The organism is Mycoplasma sp. OR1901 (genome assembly GCF_013348745.1).
Taxonomy (GTDB): Bacteria; Bacillota_I; Bacilli_A; order Mycoplasmatales; family Metamycoplasmataceae; genus Mycoplasmopsis.
Window position 1 is genome coordinate 910,538 of record NZ_CP054666.1, and the last position, 23,600, is coordinate 934,137.

The 23,600-nt window shown below is 26.6% G+C and carries 15 protein-coding genes; 6 read left to right on the plus strand and 9 right to left on the minus strand.

Annotated elements, in window-relative coordinates; translation table 4 throughout:
- The first annotated feature begins 252 nt into the window (after nt 1-252).
- Genes HTZ87_RS03335 through HTZ87_RS03350 form a run of 4 tightly spaced genes read left to right on the plus strand, consistent with a single transcriptional unit; the run spans nt 253 to nt 5,519 of the window.
- Nucleotides 253-1,560 carry a PhnD/SsuA/transferrin family substrate-binding protein gene (locus tag HTZ87_RS03335; RefSeq protein WP_174893137.1) on the plus strand — a complete coding sequence of 436 codons (1,308 nt, stop codon included), beginning with the start codon at nt 253-255 and terminating at the stop codon, nt 1,558-1,560.
- Nucleotides 1,561-1,565: 5 nt separating this feature from the next.
- Entirely contained in the window at nt 1,566-2,441 is an 876-nt protein-coding gene (phnC, locus tag HTZ87_RS03340) for a phosphonate ABC transporter ATP-binding protein (protein WP_174893138.1), read from the plus strand.
- Nucleotides 2,441-4,603 carry an ABC transporter permease gene (locus HTZ87_RS03345; protein ID WP_174893139.1) on the plus strand — a complete coding sequence of 721 codons (2,163 nt, stop codon included), beginning with the start codon at nt 2,441-2,443 and terminating at the stop codon, nt 4,601-4,603. The genes phnC and HTZ87_RS03345 overlap by 1 nt, the downstream gene beginning before the upstream one ends.
- Nucleotides 4,593-5,519, plus strand: coding sequence for a bifunctional oligoribonuclease/PAP phosphatase NrnA (locus tag HTZ87_RS03350; RefSeq protein WP_174893140.1), 927 nt, complete (start codon nt 4,593-4,595; stop codon nt 5,517-5,519). The genes HTZ87_RS03345 and HTZ87_RS03350 overlap by 11 nt, the downstream gene beginning before the upstream one ends.
- A 25-nt stretch (nt 5,520-5,544) precedes the next feature.
- Here HTZ87_RS03350 and HTZ87_RS03355 read toward each other — a convergent pair whose 3' ends face one another.
- The 3 genes from HTZ87_RS03355 to HTZ87_RS03365 form a co-directional block, all read right to left on the minus strand.
- The gene (locus tag HTZ87_RS03355; protein ID WP_174893141.1) at nt 5,545-6,015 is read right to left on the minus strand and encodes a hypothetical protein; all 471 of its coding nucleotides are present in this window, start codon (nt 6,013-6,015) and stop codon (nt 5,545-5,547) included.
- Nucleotides 6,016-6,268: 253 nt separating this feature from the next.
- Nucleotides 6,269-7,000: an MAG0920 family protein gene (locus HTZ87_RS03360; RefSeq protein WP_371813975.1), complete on the minus strand. Its 732-nt coding sequence runs from the start codon at nt 6,998-7,000 to the stop codon at nt 6,269-6,271.
- Between the two features lie 221 nt (nt 7,001-7,221).
- Entirely contained in the window at nt 7,222-9,063 is a 1,842-nt protein-coding gene (locus HTZ87_RS03365) for an MIP family Ig-specific serine endopeptidase (RefSeq protein WP_174893143.1), read from the minus strand.
- Nucleotides 9,064-9,262: 199 nt separating this feature from the next.
- Between HTZ87_RS03365 and HTZ87_RS03370 the strand changes: the two genes are divergently transcribed.
- A complete protein-coding gene (locus HTZ87_RS03370) occupies nt 9,263-10,936 on the plus strand; it encodes a ribonuclease III domain-containing protein (protein ID WP_174893144.1) in 1,674 nt (557 codons plus the stop codon).
- 267 nt (nt 10,937-11,203) lie between these two features.
- On the opposite strand, the gene HTZ87_RS03375 is transcribed toward HTZ87_RS03370, so the two are convergent.
- The 5 genes from HTZ87_RS03375 to HTZ87_RS03395 all read right to left on the minus strand — a co-directional run bounded on the left by HTZ87_RS03375 (nt 11,204) and on the right by HTZ87_RS03395 (nt 20,953).
- Entirely contained in the window at nt 11,204-13,588 is a 2,385-nt protein-coding gene (locus tag HTZ87_RS03375; protein WP_174893145.1) for a phosphoketolase family protein, read from the minus strand.
- A gap of 188 nt (nt 13,589-13,776) precedes the next feature.
- Nucleotides 13,777-14,589 (minus strand): Cof-type HAD-IIB family hydrolase, encoded by an 813-nt coding sequence (locus HTZ87_RS03380; RefSeq protein WP_174893146.1) that lies wholly within the window; start codon nt 14,587-14,589, stop codon nt 13,777-13,779.
- Nucleotides 14,590-14,601: 12 nt separating this feature from the next.
- Nucleotides 14,602-18,978 carry a PolC-type DNA polymerase III gene (locus tag HTZ87_RS03385; protein ID WP_174893147.1) on the minus strand — a complete coding sequence of 1,459 codons (4,377 nt, stop codon included), beginning with the start codon at nt 18,976-18,978 and terminating at the stop codon, nt 14,602-14,604.
- A 9-nt stretch (nt 18,979-18,987) separates the two neighbouring features.
- Nucleotides 18,988-20,040, minus strand: coding sequence for a phosphatidate cytidylyltransferase (locus HTZ87_RS03390; protein WP_174893148.1), 1,053 nt, complete (start codon nt 20,038-20,040; stop codon nt 18,988-18,990).
- A gap of 121 nt (nt 20,041-20,161) precedes the next feature.
- Complete coding sequence (locus HTZ87_RS03395; protein WP_174893149.1) at nt 20,162-20,953, minus strand: type III pantothenate kinase; 792 nt, start codon at nt 20,951-20,953, stop codon at nt 20,162-20,164.
- A 63-nt stretch (nt 20,954-21,016) separates the two neighbouring features.
- Between HTZ87_RS03395 and HTZ87_RS03400 the strand changes: the two genes are divergently transcribed.
- Nucleotides 21,017-21,766: a phosphotransferase gene (locus HTZ87_RS03400; protein WP_174893150.1), complete on the plus strand. Its 750-nt coding sequence runs from the start codon at nt 21,017-21,019 to the stop codon at nt 21,764-21,766.
- A gap of 310 nt (nt 21,767-22,076) precedes the next feature.
- Here HTZ87_RS03400 and HTZ87_RS03405 read toward each other — a convergent pair whose 3' ends face one another.
- Entirely contained in the window at nt 22,077-23,480 is a 1,404-nt protein-coding gene (locus HTZ87_RS03405; protein WP_174893151.1) for a hypothetical protein, read from the minus strand.
- Nucleotides 23,481-23,600: the final 120 nt, after the last annotated feature.

Genomic DNA, 23,600 nt, shown 5'->3' on the forward strand with positions numbered 1-23,600 from the left:
AGACTTATTTTTATATTTATTTATATGTAATTTTTTTGTGTTTATTAACTCTAATTATATATGATAATTAGCAAAATTATAAAAATGAATTTAAATGGTTAAAAAGCAAAAAAATTTCATAATATACATTCATTTATTATCGTTTTTAACATTAGTTGCTAAACTTAAAAGTGTATTACATCTTTTAAATGTTAAAGATAATTTCAATTTATATACACATTGAAAAACTAAATATATAAAAGGCAGAAAAAAATGAAAAAAACTAAAAATCTATTTTTATCAATATCAAAATTAGGTTCATTAATGACCATTGCAACTTTACCAGTAATAGCTGCATCATGTTCAAATTCAAATAGTGGAACAAGTAAAGCTGATGCTAATTTCAAATTAGTTAAAGCTAACGGATATTCAGACGAAATGACAAAACTTGACTTAGGTACAGCAACTTTAGCAGCAGGTTGAGGTGATACAAGAGCTTTAATCAAAAACTCAAATAATTTAGTAGTTGTGGGTGCGACCGAAACTATTGCAAACGACGGTGTACAAGCTAGATCAACACTAAAAAGAGGTGATGTTGAAGCAATTAAATCAATTTTACAACACGCTATTAAAGATAAACAAAATCCAAAATTACAAATTAGTGACATACAAAATCCAGGTAAAACAAAATTTGTATTTAAAACATATAGTCATAATGATTATTCATCAGTTGATGAAAATGGACAAATAATTATCGACACAAAAGGAACAAAAGTAAATACTTATGGTACACCATTAGTAGATGGTTCAGATTACTTTGTTAAAAACCAAGACGGGACTTTCGCAAGAAAACAAGGTTCAAATAATAAATTTAAAATTCAATTTATACCATCAAGTGACCCTGCAGAAGTAAGAAAAGCTTCGCAAGCTTTAGAAACATATTTAAATGAAAAAGGTTACAATATCGAAATTTCAACTGCAACAGAATATAACGCTGCAGCAAACGCATTAAAAGAAGGTTCTATTGATGTTGCGTTTTTACCAGCAGGTTCATGAGCTGAACAAGCACAAGGAACAAACTTTATTTTAGTAGCTGGTAGAGGTGTACAAATTATTGATCCATATGAATCAGTAACTAACACAACAACTCCTGCATTTAAAGATGAAAAAATATTAGTAGATGCAATTAACGGATACAATACCTTTAATGCCAAAAATGGTAAATCTAAATTATACATACCTAACACATTAGAAAATGCTCCACAAACTGTCGATGAGCAAAATGGTTATTCTCAAGTGCTTAAAAACAAGGTAGAAAGTATTATTAATGCCGCAAATGGTAACGTGCCTGTAGTAGGATTTTATCGTTCATACGTTATGGCTAAAAAAGATTCAGAAATAGCTGTTAAAATTCAAAACGCACTTAAAACACAAGGTTCAAACTGAACATTGCCTTGAGATGAAGTTAAAGGACTAATTAAATTCGCCTACACATCAACAACTTCATCAGGTTCATATATCTTTCCTGAAGCATGATTCAAAAAACATTTTACAGGGTTCACATCATTTAAAGGTGAGTAATAAATATGCAATATTTTAAGAAAAATAAAAATATTGCAACAGATAATTGAAATATAGATTGACGTGACGTTAATAAAACTTATCCTAACGGAAAGAAAGGATTAACTAACGTCAATCTTTCTATAAAGCAAGGTGAATTTGTTGCAATTATTGGGCTCTCAGGAGCCGGAAAAACTACATTATTAAAAACAGTTAACAAAATAAACGAAATATCTTCTGGTAGTCTAACAGTAGGTCCGCATAACGTTAACGATTTAAAAAGAAAAGCATTAAGAGAATTTAGAACAAAAGTGGGTATTGTTTTTCAAGGCTATAATCTAATAGATAACATAAGTGTATTACAAAATGTTTTAGCTGCTAGATTACCACAAATGCACCCACTAAGATCTTTCTTGGGTTGATATACAAAAGAAGATACTGAATTTGCATATCAATGTTTAGCTAGAGTAAATATTTTAGAAAACGCATATGATAGAGCAAAAGATCTAAGTGGTGGACAGATGCAACGTGTTGCGTTAGCAAGAACTCTAGCACAAAAACCTAAAATCATTTTAGCTGATGAACCTGTAGGAGCTTTAGATCCTATTATGGCTAAATCTGTTATGGACGGGTTTTTATTAGTAAATAAAATGGATCAAATAACTGTTTTGGCTAACTTACATCATGTTGATTTGGCCTTACAATATGCTGATAGAATTATCGGAATTAAAAAAGGTGAGATTGTCTTTGACGATAGTTGAGATAAAGTAAATTTAGATGTTTTAAAAAATATTTATGGCGAACAATTAGAACAATTTGATGAACAACAATTTATTGAAACTAAAAGAAAAAGAGAGATAATTCAAGAAGAAATAAATTCAAAAATCAAGGAATTTAAATAATGCAAAAAAGTAGTAAAAACAATACTGTATTTGCTTTTAAGAAAATACAAAAATCAGTTTTTGATTATTTTAGACCTAAATTCATTGATATCAACGGGCAAAAAGTTATTAAAAAGTTTCCTTGACTTTTTGCTTTAACCGCATTAGTTAGCCTTATAATAATTATTTTATTATTCATTAAAATAAAACCTGATTTCCAAAACTCAAATAGTTTTGTTAAATTAATCGCAAACTTTTTTAAATTTAACACTAATGCGGTAATAGGTTCTAAAACAGATATCACAATTGCGGATACCACACTTCAAAGCTTAAAACTACTTTGGCAAACAATTTCTTACTCAGTTTTAGGAACAATACTTGGTATCTTTTTAGGTATCCCTATTGCACTTTTAAGTTCAAAAAACTTCATTAAAACACCTTGAATATACGGCCCAATGCGTGCATTCATGAGTGTTTTAAGAACAATTCCTCCGATAGTATACGCTTACATAATTTACTTTATATTATCACCTTCATTAGTTGCAACTCTTTCAATAGCAATTTTTGTTGCTTCTTTAATGGCTAAATGATTATATGAAGATCTAGATACTTATGATGTAAGTAGTTACTACGGTTTACAAGCCATCGGAAATAATAAGTGAAATGCTTTCAAAAAATCAATCCTTCCATATTTAATAAAAAGAATTGTTAGTTATGGATTCTATAGTTTTGAAATGGTCGTTCGTTTCGCTGCTATTTTAAGTATTATTGGTATATCTACAATAGGTCAATTAATGGCCGATGAATATGCCGTTCCTAATAATTTTGCTCACTTATCAATCGCAATTTGAATTCTTGTAATTTTCATGGTTATACTAGAAGTTTTTACATTCCTAGTTAAAAAATGAATTTTAGAATACTCAGCAAAACACCCTAAAATTGATGAAGGTTTAGATTTCAAAGCAAAATTAGAACAATTAAAAAAACAAAAGCCTAAAAACATTTATATAAAAATAATTGTATCAATAATTGTATTTTCACTTTTTATCGCCTCATTATTTTCAGTAGAATTTAAAACTACAGGACCTGAAGGGTTCGCATATTTTAATGAAGGTGTTAAAAATCTATTACATCCTAATTGAAGCGTATTCAAATGAAATAGTGGAGATAACCCAATAATACTAGGTACAGAAGCGTTAGCAATAGCGGTTCTAGCAAGTATAATCGGACTAATATTCAGTTTATTTTTTGGTATATTAGCTTCTAAAAAAGTAACTGGTTCATATCTATCACTATTATTTAAATTTATAATCATTACTCTTAGAGCGATACCACCATTTACATATGCATTAATTTTCTTATTGTGACAAAAAGATTCAATTATATGAGCAGGAACACTTGCTTTAGGAATCCACAGTATTGGTATGTTAGCAAAATTAATTAACGAAAGTGTCGATAAAATAGATGATAAAGTCTTTCAATCCTTAGATAGTTTAGGAGTTTCAACTTGAACAAAAATTAGAGTAGGAATAATCAAGGAAATCTTACCTCAAACTCTTTCTAATTTCTTATATAGAATTGAGATTAATTTTAAAAGCACTGTAGTAATCGGTGCTGTTGGTGCATGTGATTATGGTTATCAAATTACTGTTTATTCGGTTGATATCCGTTATTGAAGCATTTTGAGTTCATATTTAATATTTACAATTGTATTATTATTAATAATTGAGCAAATTTCAAATATATTAAGAAAGAAAATAATGAATGGTTACTTCTTAGAAGAAAATGTATTTCTTAAAAAATATTTTAGAACTAGAACTTTAGTAAAATCATTGGCTCTATCAAACATAAATAACACTGTTTTTATGTTTGATAATAGAATCTCTAAATATAATATTTCTAAATTTAATAACGAATTATTAAATCAATTTTATTTTGAGAATAAAATCAAATTTAATCAATATAAGGTCTTAAAAAACAAATGATCAAGTGAATCTAGTATAATTTATAAAGAATTGAAAACACTTAAAAAAGAAGCGTTTTTAAGTGTTTGAAAAGAAAATAAAAATTTAAAAATTTGATCATGAAGTAAAAGAATAAAATTAGCTTTACAAGCTTCCGATAAAGTTAGTTCAAAATACTTCGAGAACAAATCAATTGAAAGTAGAAAATATGCTAGTTAATCAACTTAAAAAATTCTGAGAAATAGTTTTACAAGCTGAATATATTACCTTATGCACTCATATTGAACCTGACGGTGATACTTTAGGTAGCGCAGTAGCCTTAAAAGAGTTAATTTGGCTTAACTCTCCAAAAATAAAAGATGTAAAAATATCTGGTAAAGATTACCCACGCAATTTAAGCTTTTTGTTAAGCGAAAAAGCAGATCTTGTGTCTGATGAATTCTTTGATAAAAGTCTTAAAGTAGTTGTTGATACATCTACAAAGTCTAGAATTTACGACCAAAGAGTTGTAACTAAAGAAGCCCTTAAAATAGATCATCACCCATTTGAAAATGAATGGTTATTCGAAATAGGTGGAGATAATTGACCTGCTACAGGTCAATTAGTCGCAATGCTTATCAAACATTTAAACCTTAAAACAAATAATTTGGCACTAGAAGGTGCTGCCGTTGCTATTTTAACTGATACAGAATTTTTCAAAGAAAGAAATATATCCGCCGAAACTTTTGAGGCCATGAAAGTACTATTTGAGCATAATTTAAACTATCCTTCTTTATTGATTAAAATGCAACTTAATAATGAGGAATTAGAAACTATTTGAAGCGTATGTTATAACAAGAAAGTTGATAAATACGTAACATATACAGTCTCAAATGAAATAATAACCAACGATATTGCTCGACCTTTAGTCGCAAAATTTGTAGAAATTTCAAACACCGATATCACAATAGCATTTTTAAAAAGAGAACAGGGTGATTATAGAGCTGAAATAAGATCTAACGGGTCTTTTGATGTTTCATTAATTGCAAAACATTTTGGTGGTGGCGGACACCATAATTCAAGTGGATTTATAATTGAAAATGAAGAAAAAATTGCAAACGTTATAAAGTATATAAATAATTTAATAACATCTTAATAAAAAGTCGTTTCATAACGACTTTTTATTTTGTTAAATCTTTAAAAATATCATCCCTATTATTTCAATAGTTTATTATTTCTTCTAAATTTAAAGAATTTCCGTTTAGTAAAATATGATTATCACCTGAAAATAATAATAAATAAAAGTAAAAGTTAAATTTTTCCTGGTTTTTATTTATTTTAAAAATAAAATTAAACGTAGAAATATAATTTTCATTTACATTATCTTTAAAACTAACCAATAATTCTTTTCCAAGAAACATTTTATCTTTTATTTCTTTGGGTTCTATTTTTATTTCTTCTTCGAGTGGCGAATTACTTAAATTATTTTTCTCAAATCTAAAATAATCAAAGAAAATAATAATTCAAAGAATATTGAAATATAACACAGGAATAAAAGTAATTATTCCTAATATTACTCAAAGATAACCTCATTGCCTTGAAATTTCAAGAGTATCATTGATTGAAAAAACAATTATTAGTGGTATGAACACAAGAGATAAAATAGATATTAAAGAATTAAAAATTAAAAATTTTAATATCTTGCTTTTAATTATTTTATTTATTTGCTCATTTATTTTTAGATTTTTAGTTTTTGCATTATGAAATATACTTTTAAATATTGCCTAAAAAAATCTGGGATTTAATGACGGCAATTTAACGCTCATACTAACGTAATAAAGATTAATAACAAAAATTACAATAAAGAAATATATACTATCCATGACTATTTAACTCCACTATTATTTAGTTAATAAAATTTGAATAAACACTATCTAAATTATTTCAAATTCTAATAATTTCTTCGTCACCTAAATAATTATTATCGCTATTTAAAATGTGATTTGTACTTGAAAATAACAATAAATAGGCAACATACTCAAACTCATCTTTGTCTTTAATGTTTTTTAGAAATCTATCAATATCAAATTTATGAATATTAATACTTTTATTGCTTCAAAATTTAAAAATTTGTGATAGTAATTTATATGAACAATTTAATTTTTTAGATCGAAAAATACTTTTAAATTCAGCGTCGTTTTCATTGACCTTTACTTTTTCTTCTAACAAGGTTTCTTTATCATTTTTTAAAGTTTTAAATTTAATAAATAACACTAAAACTCTTATAAATAAGAACAAAAATACAATTGGCGGTATAAATAATAAAAATAAAGATAAATAAGGCATTAATGTAAGTATATTGTCAAAATTAGAAACCAAAGTCATAACATTAAATACAATCGAACCAATACCTAATAAATTTATAGTAAGAAATAAAACTAACAATAAAATTATTGTTTTTAAAATTCTTTTTAGTTGTTTATCGTTTATTTTTAAACCATTATTGGTTACATTTTTTAACATGCTATCAAACAATATAATATACATTTTAAAGTTTAATTTTGTGTTATTTACCATCAACACTAATAATGTCATTGGGATAAAAACCAGACCAAAACCAAGAAATAAATTCGTCACTTTTCTTCTCCTTTTAATATTAATTTTTACCTATTTTAATTGTATTAAACAATAATAAAATTTATATGAAAAAGCATTTTTTATTCACTTAAATATAAAATAGTTAAGTCTTTTTTTATAATAAATGAACTACTTTTAAAATATTTTTAAATATCGAAAAAATACGATGTCTTTTACTAAAATATGTATATAAAAAGACCGCAAATGCGGCCTTAAAATTCTTAAAAACCTTCGGTGAATAATGCTGTATCTTTTTTTCCGTTTCCAAATCCTGATGGATAAATTTTTCTTAAGTTTTCACGATATGAAGCTATTTGTCCTTCATATTTAGTTTTATCAGTTCCATCAATTAAGTTATAAGCTTTGATGGTGTTGTTATTAAGTGTGTAGTCTTCAGATAGTAATAGTGGTGTAAATGATGAAATAGAACTTAAATCACCATATTTAACTTTACTACTTACTCCACTATATGCACCTATAATTTGACCAAATTCATTATAAACTACAGACCCTGAAGCGCCATAGTATAATGAAGAAAAATGAATTGAATGTATAAACCCATAAAAATCAGCTAATGTTTTACCAAAAACTGTTGTATATGGCGAAAAGTTATTGTTTGTCATTTTCTCTTCATAACTTCTAGAAGGAAGACCAAACGCTTCTGAATTTTTTGGTGCTCTATTGTATCATGTTTCATCACTATTTCTTTCTACTGGATTATTTTGACTTCATGAAGAAAATGAGGATTCATAAGCTGGGTATCCACCAATATAAATATTTTTAGAATTCTTTAAATTATCAGTGCCCGTCTGTTTTTCAGCAGTAATATAGTCAGTTGTAAGCATGTATTTAGAAATTGATTTATCTTGATTTGGGGTTATATTTTTTGAATTTCTTTCGATGTATTTATCTAATGCTTTAATTGCATTTTTAAATCACTCTGCATAATTAGAAGTCATTTTAGTAAAATCAACATCTATTTCAAAGACGGCAAAGTCAGTGTAAAATGGAATATATTTATTATTTTTCAATGTGTTATTAAGTGCTCAAACTTCACTACTTTTATCATCCGGATCATAAGAAGTATTTGCTAAACTATCCAGTTTTTCTTGTGTTTTACGTTTCGCATCTTCCTGATATTTATCAATATATTCATGTTTAATAAAATCATAACCAGCAAAAATTAATTTTGGTTTTGAAATAGCACCTTCTGTAGCTTTAGTTGTTCTAGAAGCATCTTCATCACTTTTTTCACGATTTGTGAAATATTCATTGTTAGTTAATCATGTTGCCTTATAATCTTCATAACCACCATAAGGGAAATTGTTATTTTTAGGACTAAAATCTTTTATTGGAACATTACTTTTACCAATAGATATGGAATTTGCTTCGAAGCCTCTTTCATCTACATAATTCAATGTTTCAGCTATCGAATTATCTAAAGTATTTGACAACATTCCAATTACATGTAAGTTAGTTGCAAAAAATAATTTGTACTTATTCTCATCTTCTTTATGATAATCTAATAATCATGTCGTACCAGCTGAGGAAGCTAAAAAGGAATCGTTATTTTTTTCTAAATTTACACCAAATTTAACGGAAAATGTACGATCATAAATTTCTTTATAAATATCACTAGCTTCGGTTTTATCGAATTTGCTCACATCAACTGAATATTGATGATTTTTCTTACTCAAATTACGGAAAAAATCAGCGTCTGGGAAAGTTGGTATTTTTGGCTGTGTATTATTTTCTGTCGTTCCACCTTCACTTGAACCTTCAGTGCTTTTACCGGTACCATCATATGTATTCGAAGCATTTGAAGAAGTATCATTACTAATTTTGTCATTTATTGTAGAATCTTCATTTGAAGAGTTGTTACCGTTAGTGCTATCACTTTCAGTATTTTCCACTTTATCTATAACACTATCATTTTTTGTGTTATTTATATCTGTATTTGTGTCGATTTTTTTAGTTTCATATTTATTTTGAGAACAAGAAACTACTCCGATTGTTGGTAAAAGAGTAGTAGTTATCATTGATAATAATATTTTCTTTTTCATCGTTATTACCTTCCTTAATCTTTTATAATAAACTTTAACAAATTATATACCTATCTAAAAATGAGGTTTAAATTTCAATAAATTATTGATTAAATTTTGTGTGATAATATATTTTTACTATAACCAATTTGTTTTTTGTTATAAAATATAAGCGAGTAGTTTCTTACGTATTTATTCTTAAATTAAATAGGAGGTAGATATGATTAAACTACAAAACAAAATTTTGAAATATAATTTCAAAAATCCACTTTTATTAACCCAAGCACTAATTACTAGAGGTCATTCAAACACCAATAGTAACGGTGGTAGCTTGGAAAATGGATTGAAAACAGCAAACAATGAGTATTTAGAGTTTTTAGGGGATCCTGTTTTAAACTTAGTTGTTAAAGAGTATCTAATTAACAAATATAAGAAAATAGATATCCCTAGTTTAGATATCGGTGTAGATTTAGGTAAAATTAATGAAGAATCGCAAGGTTATTTCAAAAATGAACACCTAAAGAAAATTGCCAAAGCTATTAATATTAATGAACTCAAACACTCTAGTCTTGCCGATGATGAAAATTATAGTTCTAAAGAAAACGCGGACATTATCGAAGCAATTATTGGTGCAGTTTATATTGATTCAAACTATGATATCAATGTAACAAGAGATGTTGTTATTAGACTACTTCAAATTGGTGAATCTTCTGGAAAAAGTGACGAAAATATTATTAATAACTCAGTTAAAAATAATAGAGAAGTTGCAATTTCTAAGCAAAATAAAGTAGAATTTAAAATACCAACAGAAAATAGCCAAACTCATAAACTAATTAAATCAGATGTCATTGAATTAAAAAATGCAATTTCGCAAGTTATTAAAGAAGGTTCAAATAATAATTGAGAAAGTGTAATTACAATCTTAGTTAAAATAGGCGATAAAACTAAAACTAAAGATTTTAAGTCAAATAAAACTAAGAAAAAAGATTCAATAAATGATGCAATTTTACAATTAGAAAAATGAGCAAAAACATATTCTAATGTCCCAAAAGAAACACTTAGTTTGTCATCTGATGAAGAATGAAAAAACTATGTTAATAAAAATCAACACGATAAAATTGAGTTTTTAAAATTTGATATTACTAATAAACAAGATAGTAAGACAACTTGATACTTTAAAGGGTCTTTAAAACTTGAAAATATAGATTCTATATATCCATTAGATTTTTCTGAATCTAAAAAAGATTCGCTTAAGAAATTAGTTAAAGAGAATATTTCAAAATTAATTGAAAACTCTCATAAACTTGATTTACCTGAAGAAAAATCAATGAATGAAGTTAATGTTGAAAGTTTAGATAATAAATTAGAAAGATATTATGAATTATCTAATACTTTTAAAGTTGTAGTGGCTAAATTAGGAAAATATCAAATTAATATTAGCAATATTAACGATTCTTTAAAAGGAGAAAAGAAAGTACATTTAAGCGCCGACTTTTCTTCTGTAAAATATAAGTTCTCAGCAAAAAAAGAAGTGACTAAAGAAAATCTTAAAAAGGCTTTAAATTATCTTTCAAATGAGTTATATTTAGAACTTAAGAATCTAGATAAATCAAATTTAAATAATGATAACTTTGATAAGACAATAAAATTATACGAAAAAGAATCAATACAATTCGCTAGTCTGAAACCAAAACTTAAAAAGTATCAATTTAACATTACAAATTTAAATCAATCTCAAACTACAGATAACAAAGTGAAATTAATTATCACTATAGAGTCTGAAAAATATAATTTTTCAATAACAAAAGAGATAATAAAATCAAATCTCGAAAAAGCTTTAAACTTTATTTCTAATGAATTACATTTAGAAATAAATAAGCAAATTAAAAAATAAAAGATTATACAAGTAAGAAACTACTCACCAACCTACTTTAAGGTTGTAAAAAGACCTAGGATTTAAAATACCTAGGTCTTTTTAATTTAATTGTTGTGACACAATATAAATAATTAAATATACTTATAACTATTTCATTATATCTACTTTTGCACCGAATATTGTATAACTTTTGGTGCAAAAGTATGTATAAATATTTTGTTCACATAAATAAAATGTTAATTATTAAAAACCTAAACGTCAAACAGTTTAGGTTTTTAACTTATATTATTTATTTAAATCTTCTCATTTTCAATTTCTAACTTCATCAATATCAATACCAACTTCTTTTATGTAATAGTTGTGGTATGCTATTTTTTCATCCATTAAATCTAAGAAATCTTTTGCATTTTCTTGTCCGAATACTGCTCTAGCAGCTGTTTTAGACATGTGGAATCTATCCATGTGTGACATTAAACGAATGTCGAATGATGTTGTAATATCACCATTTTCTCTATATCCGTGAATTCATAAATTGTGGTTTCTACGTGAGAAGAAGATATCTCTAATTAAACCTTCGAATCCATGGAATGCAAATAAAATAGGTTTATTTGTTGTAAATACAGAATTAAATTCTTCATCTGATAATCCACGAGGATCAATACTTTGGTGTCTTAATTTTAATAAATCAACAACGTTAACAAATCTAATTTTAAGATCTTTAAAGTGTTTGTGTAATATTGAAATTGTAGCAAGTGCTTCTAAGTTTGGTTCTGTACCAGCAGCAACTACTACTAAATCTGGTTCTTCACCTTCTTTAACTGTTGATGCTCAGTCAATTACTTTATAACCTTTTTCAACTAATTCTTTAGCTTCTTCAGTGTTATAGAATTGATCTCTTGGTTGTTTTGAAGCAACAATTAAGTTGATTACATTTCTTTCTTTAAATGACTTATCTAATACTGCTAATAATGTATTTGAGTCAGCTGGTAAGTATTCTCTAATTAATTCAGGTCTTTTATCAGCTAAGTGACCTAAGATACCTGGATCTTGGTGTGTATAACCATTGTGATCTTGTTGGAATGCTGTAGAAGTAGCAATAACGTTTAATGAAGGGTAATCTTTTCTTCATGAAATTTTGTTTGCTTTAACAACTCATTTCATGTGTTGTGTTAACATTGAGTCAACAACTCTTAAAAATGATTCATATGAAGCGAAGAATCCATGACGTCCTGTTAATACATAACCTTCTAAGAATCCTTCTGCTTGGTGTTCAGATAATTGTGAATCAATTAATCTACCTGCAGGACTTAAAGCTTCATCTAATTCTGGATCAATTTTTTCCATTCATTGTCTGTTTGTAACTTTTAAAACTTCAAATAATCTATTTGATTTAGTTTCATCTGGCCCAAATGCTCTAAAGTTTGTAGGGTTTCTTTTAATAAGATCCGCTAAAAAGTGGCTTGCTGTAACCATATCTTGCTCTTTAACTTCACCTGGTTTGTTAAATTTAAGTGCAAAGTCTTCTCATTTACCAAAGTTAAGTAATTGAGGATTAATACCACCATTTGTAATTGGGTGCATTGCCATTCTTTTTTCACCTTTTGGCGCAATATCAGCAAATTCTTTTTTAAATGAACCATCTTCATTGAATAATTCATGTGGTTTGTATGATAACAATCAGTTTTCTAATTCATCAATCATTTTTGGATTTTCTGAACTAACAGGAACTGGCACTTGGTGAGCTCTAAAGCTTCCTTCGTATTTTAAATTATTAATTCTTTCTGGTAATGTTCAACCTTTTGGTGTTCTTACGATTAAAGCAGGTCATAATGGTCTTGTTGCTTCTTCAGCTGGTCTTTGTCTTTGTTCTTCATGAATTGCTTTAATTTTTTCGATTGCTAAATCGAATTTTTCAGCCATTATTTCATGAATACCAACTGTATCTTTTGGATCAGCTTCAACAAAAATAGCTTCTCAACCAAATCCTGATAACATGTCTGAAATTTCTTTATTAGATTTTCTTGCGTAAATTGTAGGGTTAGAAATTTTACCACCATTTACGTGAAGGATAGGTAAAACAACTCCGTCATTTACTGGGTTAATAAATGATGATGAGAATCAACTTCCTGCTAAAGGACCTGTTTCAGCTTCTCCGTCACCAATAACAGTTGCGGCAATAATGTTTGGATTATCTAAAACTGCTCCAACAGCATGTGAAATTGCGTAACCTAATTCTCCACCTTCGTGAATTGATCCTGGTGTTTCTGGAGCAGCATGAGATGCTGTTCCTCCAGGGAATGAGAATCTCTTAAACATTCTTGTTAAACCTTCAGTATCATTTGTGATTTCAGGGAATAACTCTGTGTAACTACCATCTAAAAATGAGTTTGAGATCATAACTTGTCCACCGTGACCTGGACCTGAGATGTAAAACATTTCAACGTCATACTTATTAATAACACGGTTTAAGTGTGCATAAATTAAGTTTTGACCAGGAATTGTTCCTCAGTGACCAATTGGGTACATTTTAATGTCTTCTGGACGAATTTTATTAAAAAGTAATGGGTTATTTCTTAAATACATTTGACCTAATGATAGGTAGTTTGCAGCTCTTCATCAAGCGTGAACTTTATCCAAGTATTCTTTATTATCAAAATTATTTTTTTTCATAAATCTCCTAATTTATATGTTTTTATTTCTTATTAAAATTCTTAAATTTAAAATAAGAAAACTACGTATATTTATTATATTATTTTTATTATTAAATTTTATAAAAATTATTATTTTGTTTATTATTTTAGGCACTTAAGCAAGTGAATTAAAAATACATATTCTGTATTTAATTGAATATGTATTTTTTATTTTTCAATAAATTGTTTTAAGTATTTTGCTAAACCTGAATCATTACATGTTTCTTCTGTGATTTCATCCGCAATTTCTTTTAGTTCATCAACTGAATTAGCCATAGCAATAAGTTTACCAACTTTACCTTTAGCTGAAGCATCATTCATCGAATCACCAATATGAATTGCATCTTTAGGATCAATTCCTCAAAGTTTACATAACCTTAATTCCTCATCTCCTTTAGAAACGTTAGCTCCTGTTATTTCAAGAATGTTATTGTTACCACTAATTGTAACTGTTAATCTTCCTTCGAACTTTTTAGATCATTGTTCTGCTAGTTCTTTAATTTTATTTTTATTTAAGTTTCAAACAAGTGCTTTATATACGTCAAAATCATTTTTGTAATCTTTGTATCTTTTAGCATTTTTCTTACCGAATCCCATAAGCACTTTATATAATCAGTTTTTAACAAATGCTAAATCTCTTGAATTTGAGTTGTAAACAACAAATGATTTACTTTTCTTAATTTCTTCAAATAATTCCTGAGCAACTTCTTTATCAACGATTTCTTTGTTAACAACTTCACCTTTTATAACGGTTTGAGCACCGTTTCAAGCGATATATGTCTCAGAACCTAAATCTCTAACTATTTTAGCAGTTTTAGGATTTACACCTCTACCTGTTGAAACAATAACTGGTATTTGTGTTTGTAACTTTCTAATTATTTCTTTAGTATACTCTGTAGGTTCTTTGTGTCAAAACTTTTCACCTGGACCATCTAAAGTTGTTCCATCTAAGTCTATAAATATTATTTTTGGTTTATTCATTTTTCTCTCCTTTTATAATGTAAATAATGACATTTGGTTTGTTTCTGTTAAATCTTTAAGAACTCCCAATTCGTCCAATACATTAGTTATAGTTTTATTAACTCCACTTCTTGATCTGAAGTCTTCTTTTGAAATAAAAGGTCTTTCTTCACGTGCTTGCACTAATTTTTGAGCAGCAGCAAGTCCTAAACCTTTTAGCGCAGTGAAAGGTGGAATTAAGGCTTTATTATCATAGTCTATAATTCACTCATCTGCTTTTGATTTCATTAAATCAATATTAGAAATTTTATAACCTCTAGCATATATTTCACGTGCTATTTCTAAAGTTACTAAAAGATCTTCATCTAATTTCTTTTTGTCTTTTAATTTATTAATTTCATTAATTTTTTCATTAATTTTAACCGCTTTAAAGTCATCAACAATAACTTTAATATCAAATTCAGATACCCGAATTGATAAGTATGTTGAATAGTATTCTAACGGTTTATATAGTTTAAATCAAGCAATACGTCACGCCATAATTACATAAGCTGTCGCATGGGCTTTCGGGAACATGTATTCTATCATTAACATACTTTTAATCATTCATTCAGGAATGTTATTTTTCTTTAATTCCGTTTGTTCTTCAGTACTTAATCCCTTACCTTTTCTAACTTTTTCCATTACCTTAAATGAAAATAACGGATCTAAACCACGTTTAATTAAAATTAACATAATATCGTCACGACAAGAAATAACATCACTAACTGACATATTTTGTTCTTTAATTAAAGTTTCAGCATTTCCTTTTCAAACGTTTGTACCGTGTGATAGTCCTGAAATAGAAATTAAGTCCGAAAAAGTTCTCGGGTTAGCATCTTTAAGCATTTTACGAACGAAGTTAGTACCAAATTCAGGTAAACCAACAGCCCCGGTAGGTTCGTCACCAATTTCACTTGGTTGTATCCCTAATTCTTTAGTGCTATAAAATAACGACATAACTCTAGGATCTTTTTTAGGAATATCTGTTTTTACATTAACCCCAGTCATTTTAGATAACATAGCAATCGCTGTAGGATCTCTATGCCCCAAAATATCTAATTTTAACAAGTTATCATGTATAGATTCAAAGTTAAGGTGAGTAGTTTTTCAATTTAGTGATGTATCATCAGCTGGATAGTTAATAGGTGTGAAATACTCAACATCGAATTCTTTAGGAACAATTATTATTCCACCAGGGTGTTGTCCTGTAGTACGTTTAACACCTTCGATTTTATATGAAAGAAAATCGATATAACTATTTGTGTATCCAAAATTATATTCTTCGTTTGCTTTTTTAATATAACCGAATGCAGTTTTATCTTTTATCGTAGATATTGTACCCGCTCTAAATGTATGATACTCTCCAAAAAGTTCTTTAATATAGTCATGTATAAAACTTTGGTACTCACTTGAGAAGTTAAGGTCAATATCAGGAACTTTATCAGCTTGGAAACCTAAGAAAGTTTCAAAAGGTATAGAGTTACCATCCTTATCCATTAAAATATCACACTTTTCACATTTTTTATCGTCTAAATCATAACCGGATGGAGTAGGTGGATTTTTAACTAGTTCAAAATATTTACAATTATCACAAACATAATGAGGCGGAAGCGGGTTAACTTCAGTTATTTCGGCCATTGTTGCAACAAATGATGAACCAACACTACCACGACTACCTACAATGTAACCATTTTCTTCTGATTTTTTAACTAAAATATGTGAAATTCAATAAACTACGTCAAAACCATATTTTAAAATAGGTTCTAATTCTTGTTTGATTCTTAAATCAACAATTTCAGGTAATTTTTCACCATATTTCTTGTGAGCATTAGCATAAACTAATTCCTTAAGTTTAACATTAGAATTATCGAATTTAGGTGTATATAGTTTTTCACGAGTTACTATAATTTCGTCTTCAACCATATCTGCTATTTTGTTTGGTGTTTCTATAACAATTTCTTTTATTAAATCTAGATGACCTAAAAACTTGAATTGATAAATCATTTCTTTTGTTGTTAGATAATTTAAAGTTGGGATTTGTAAGCTATCTTTTTTTCTGTAGTCAAATAAAAAGTGAGAAGTATTTCCAATACCTTTTGAATAAACTAATGATTTAAAAAATATTGCATCATCTTTGGTTTCATATCTAACATCACCAATTGCCACAACCATTTTTCCAAGGCTTTTAGCCTTATTAATAAGATGTTTTAGAAGTTGTTCAATTTCTTCTTTTGTAAAATCATCTTTTCCACTTCATTTATGCGAAAGAGTTTGTGGTGCAGGGACTTCAATATAATCACATCTATTAATTATTTTTTCTAGTTCAATATCATTTGAATAAAGAAGTCTATCAATCAATTCACCTCTTAAACCATTTGAACCAATTAAAATATTTTTACTTTTAGGTAAATCTTCAAAAAACATTTTTGGTGAATTTCAAAAACGTTCTGTTAAAGTTTTTGAAATCATTTGGAACATTTCTTTTAAACCTTCATTGTTTAAAGCGATTACTGAATATTGGTTAAAAGTAGTATTTAATTTAGAATAAAATAAACTTTCATCTCTTGTATATTCATTTAATTGTCCTAAGGTATGAACGTTATTATTTATAAATCAAAAAATAGAATTTTTAAATGCGCCTGCTAGTACTTCAGCATCGTAGTCGGCACGGTGAGCAACTTCAGTGTCATATATAACATCAAAGTTTTTACAAAATTCACCTAAACTATGTTTTTTCTTATCTTCAAAAATAATTCTTGAAATCATAAGTGTATCGATATAAGTAGTTTTAGGTAATTCTCTTTCTTTTTCTAAGAATTTTTGAATTATAAAGTTCATGTCGAATTTTGCGTTGTGAGCAACAGCAATTTTACCTTCGAATAATTTATAAATTCGATCTAAGGCATCATCTAATTCGATACCTTCATTATCAACCATTTGTTGTGTAATTCCAGTCAAATTAGTTGTAAAAGCAGATAATGGTTTTTTGGCTTTTACGAAAAATTGTGTTTTATTAATAACATCACCGTTTTTAATTACTGTGGCACCAAATTCAATTAGTTCACCAATTCTTGGTGACAAGTGAGTTGTTTCGATGTCGAATACAACAAACTCAGCATCATTAATATTGATTTCAGGATTAAACTCACCTAAAATAATATTATTTCCTTTCTCGATAATATCAAAAGAAACTCCGTAAATAGGTTTAATACCATTTTTCTTCGCTGCTTGAGTAAATTCCGGGAACGATTGAACAGAATTCGAATCAAGTATTGTAATAGCTTTATGACCATGTTTTTTAGCTATTTCAACTAAATCAGTAGCAGATAAAATACCATCCATAGTATTCATTTTTGTTCTAGCTGATAACTCAATTCTTTTTTCTTCTGCGTCATCTAGTGTCACATTATGGTAAGGGTTATCACCTACAATAATTTTATCTGATCTAACATTTCTACTGAGATCAAAACCGTATCTATTGATTTGTAATAAACCATCAACTACAATAAATTGACCAACTTTAAATGTTGTAACATTATTCTTATCTTCTCCAAGATAATGCGAAACGTTTATTGTATCTTTATAATCTGTAACACTATACTTGGCCACATAAACGTTACCTAGTCTTCTTATTTCTTCACGATATATTTCACCTTCAAAATGAACTCTTTTATTTGTTTCAAGTTCTGAATAAGTAGACATATCTTTAATAGTTACGTGTGTATAAGTATTTTTTGAATATTTATTAAATTTATAATTTGAATTATTATTGTATGATGATGGATTATAGTTTGATTTTTGGGTGCTAAGTTCTTCTCTACTAAGTTTTCTAATTTGTTCTTGTAATTCTTTATCACGTTCTTCAATATGTAATAAATTATTCGATACTATTTGTAATTGAAAATCAATTTTAAAGTCTTTGAAACCATAGTAGCTCATGTTTGATTCAATTAACTCTTTAGCATAGTCAATTTCTTCGTCCGGAATATTTGAATCATATCTTATGATATAACTTCCATCATTTGGGTTTATAACTAATGATGAGGGATTTTTTTTGATTAATTCAGCAACGTTAGGTATTTTTTTAATTAGTGCTGGAATAATATTAATAAGGTATTCTTTAAATTCTGTAGATTCATAAATATAATTCTCAACAACGAAGTTATATTTATTTTCTTTGGCTTTATTAGAGTTTTTTGTTGATCATAATAGATTTTTAAATGTTTTAAAACTTAGAAGCGAGAAAATAACAAAAGTAAATTCTTTTTCGCCGACTTGTTCCATTCTAACTTCATCTAATTCTGGATCATATTTTAAACCAGAATAAATAGCAAAACTATTTAATAGATTATCTCTAAATTTAGACATACAACTCCTTTAACTTTTTCATGCAATAATTCCGATTAAACTTCATAAAATAAAAACAAAAGATACACTATCGAACCTGTCTAAAATTCCACCGTGTCCTCTTAAAATTTTTGAGAAGTCTTTAATTTCAAGTCTACGTTTTATATAAGAAAAATATAAATCACCAAGTAAAGCAAAAATTGGTGAAGCTAATATAAGTAATGAAAAACTCAGTTTTTTTATATCTTTATTGAAAATTAACTCTAATAATAAACTATCTTTTTGAACGCTTTGGCTTATGCCGTAGTAAGAAAAAGCAAAAATTAAAGAAATTAATATAGCAAATAAATAACCTATTATCGCTCCTTCTCAAGTCTTTTTAGGACTAATGAGTGGTGCCATTTTTGCTTTAAATAATTTATTTCCGAAAAATATTCCACCAAAGAAACCGCCGGTATCATATGAAACTGAGAATATAAAGAATATAATAATATATTCCAATCCAGTGTTTAAAGTGTTTAAATAAGCATATGTTTTTATGAAATTAATAATAATAAATGTTGACAAGAAGAAACTTACACTTCTTTGAAGTAACGCTACAAAGTTTGTTTTAGTATTATTACTATAATATCTTAATAGACCAAAAAATACTGATAGTAGTAATAAAAATACATAAGTTTGTCAACTTCCTAAAATATAGTTAAAGATATTATTTTTTAAAATTAAAAATATGTGTGATTCTTCACTAATTAATTTGTTAGATTTATTTAATAATAGTATATTTAATAAATATTGATAATTTACAATTAAGCCTAAAACCCCTACAAATGATAGTAAAATAGCTAATTTTTTGTTCTGTAAATAAGCATTTGATAATTCAAAAAGCATTATAAATAAGAAGCTAAAAATTAATAATAGTGAAAGTGATCTCACAAATCAAAAAACACCATTATTTAAATTATAACTGTGATAAAAACTATATCTATTTAGAGCTATAAATATTATAAAAATAACCGCAACAATAATTGCGGGAATTATTCTTTGACTTATAAGACCATTCATTTTTTCTTTATTTGAATTCATAATAATATTATAAACTATTAATAACTAAATTCGTTATATTTTAAGTTAAAAACACATTTAAATATCTATATAATTTGCAATTTTTTACATAAATAAACATGTTTAATACTTATTTTAATCACTAAATGTTATTAAATTTATTATTTAAAAATATTTTTAAATAACCATCCATAACTTCTGTTTTAATTCAATTAATATCTTTAATATTAATTTGTTTTATTATTTGATCATTACCTGTAATAGTATAAGAATAATTTTCAATCGGATATTTTTCTAAAAAATATTGAATATACCCAAAAACAGTGGCTTTAAAACCTAAATTTAAAGCTGAAGGAGTATCGGTTCCGGAGTCATTTAATAAATTGGGTTCAATAAGTTTTCTATCAAGTTTTTTAATTTTTTTAAATAAGTGTAAGCAAGATTCGTAAAATCCAGGTGCAATAGCTACTGAAATTAATTTATTATTTTGTTTTATAACTGTAGTTAAAGCAGTTCCAAAACTAATAGTAACTGAATTGGGTGAATCGTTAGATTCACATAACCCAATTAAATCAATACCTAATTCATTAATATCCACATTTGAAAAATCTGTATTAAATTTTTGGCTTCTATGAATTATGTAGGGTTTAATATTTGGATAGTATTCTGAAAGCGTTTTCACAAAATAAAAATACATTTTGTCATTAACCGAACCTAATATCACCTCAAGGTTTTGTTCCAAATCAATTGCTTCTTTTAAAAATTGTTTAATTACTTGAACTAATGCAAGTGTGTTTTCAACATCACTGACCAATTGAAAATTATACCTTAATAATTTTTTAGATGAGTTGTAAAGAGCGTATTTAATAGATGAATTTCCAATATCAAAAACTAAATATCTCTTTTTGTTGTGTTTGTTTAAAAAGTTTACCATATAATTAAATTGTACTTTGTATTGTGATATAATCAAATAAAAATTAATTACTTAAGAGGTAAAATGAAGAAAATTAACATAGGTTTTACAAACGAATCATTCATTAATGATAATGGTGATTTCTATCAAATAAAAAAATACAACTGATTTAATCATAAAATTGATTACAAATTATTGGAAAAATTTGATTTTGTTCCTAAACTAGTGGATGACACGCCAAAATGTTTAGAATGACAATGAATTGAAGGTAAAAATCCTGAATTCACAAAAGAGGATTTAGAAGTAATTGCTGATAATTTAAAAACATTACATGATTCAGAATTAAAATTTCCAAAATCAAATCACTCCGCAAGAGTTAAAAAATATCGTCAAATATTAAAAGAAAAAAAAATTAAAATTGATGTTTTAGATAAATACTACAAACGTATTAATTTAATTTTATCTAAGAGTCAACATAATAGACCGTTACATAATGATTTATACACAGCTAATATAATAAAAAGAGCAAAAGATAATAAAATATTCTTCATAGATTGAGAATACGCATCAATGGGTGATAAACACTTTGATTTAGCCTACTTTATAACAGGTTCTTTCCTAACAAAAGAACAAGAAGAAATATTTTTAAATAGATATGAATCATATTGAGAAGAATACCTAATACAACAAAAAATATTAATTTATTATTTAATAATATTATGAATTAATGTTCAAGAAGTAAAACCTTTTGACGATCAACCATCAATTTTAAAATTAGAAGAAACAGTTAAAGAATTTGAATACAAAAAAGCAAACGACTTATTTAAGAAATAAAAAAATATTTCCGCATTAGGAAATATTTTTTAATATAACTTGTTTTCTATTATTCTTAACAAATGAAAAAATGATAATTAGGTCTAAAATTATAAAAAATATTGAAATTGATAAACAAACCTTAAATCCAATAGACAAATTGTATTTATATTGCTCCATATCTTTAGCTTGAAAATTAACTAAATCATACATTTTCGCAATAAAAGAAGGTCCGTTATATAAATTATCTCAATTAGAATAATGAGTTATGATAATTGACATTATTAGTGTTGTTGTAAATAACACTAATAATAAGGATAAAATTATTTTCTTACTTGTTTTCATTTAAATATTGAGTTAATAATTCAATTGATTCATTGAACTCAGTTTCACTTTCGTCTTTAACTATAAATTTACCTTTACCAACATCATAAACAGCTAATAAATCATCTATAGTGTTTTTACCATTTTTAATTCCACGTAACGCACTAGAAATACTATCTAAACCAACTCATTTTTCAAAGAATAATCCGTCTTCTTCTGTTGCATGATTTGTTGTTAATTCTTCTGATTGAATTTGAGATTCTAAAACATGAACTAAATTATTTTCATCACTGTATTTCTTTGAAATTTCGCTAGAAATATAATTAATTCCAGGGTGGCCTTTATAAAATAAATTATATTTATCTTTATATTTTTCTAAAATTATGTCAATTGAATATACATCATTTTTATAACTATTTGTACCTAAAATAATTAATGAAGGCTTATTATTTTTAGCTTTTGCTTGATCTACTATTTCTTTTTCTTTTCTTCAATCTAAACCAATAATTTTAGGTCAGTATACAGATAATCTTTTTGCCTTTTCGGTAGCGTTATCTCTTGTTGTGAAAATAACATCTTTTAACTCTTTGTTTTCTTCGTTTAAAAATGAATACACATTTTTAAACCCTAAATTAATTAATTTTTTAACTAAATTTTTATTACTTCATAAAAATTTAACATTATCATATTTATTAAATAATAAATATTGATTTTGTCTATTTGTGTAACCAGGAGTAGGAACTAATCATTCATTATTTTCTTTATCAAATCAAACATCTTTAAATGAATCAGTATTTCAAAATCCATTGTAAAAGTAATCTCCCAATAAATCAGAATCTTCAATACCTATTAAAGTTACATTTTTATTTTTTGTTAATTCTTCAAAAGTATCAACGGCATTTTTCTTACTATAGTTAAACAAATGGTCTGAATTAAAGAATACATTTATTTTTTTATTTGGATTTTCTTTTGCGAATTTATCTGCAATTTGATAATATTCATTTTCTTCACCACTTATGGCTTCAATTGAATTTTCAGTAGGTGAATCAACTTTTCTTTTTTCATTTAAGAAAGCACTAAATTCATTTACATTTAAATTTAGTTGAAATTCTTTAGAATTATCATAGTAATATTTAACATCTTTTTTAGATAGCATAGCTAAACGAATTAAATTATAGAAAGGTTGAATACCTCAACCTGAAAAGTAAAAATTAACATCAGCTTCATCTTGAAGCTCTAAAATATTAGAAACAACAACATTATTTTTTATATCTTCTTTTCATTCATTCGTTTGTTCCTTATTTTCATTTTTACTTACAGAATAATAATTACCACATGATATTGTAGCCATTGGTAATACTAATAAACTATATTTTAATAGCTTTTTTATTTTAATTTTTTTATTTCTCATAGAGTAATGATACATTATTTTTACTTAAACGCCCGAAACTTAAATTTTCTTTTTTAAATTTTTAATAAAGAAAATTATTTTTTGATAAATAAAAAACCAAGCAATTAACACTTGATTTTG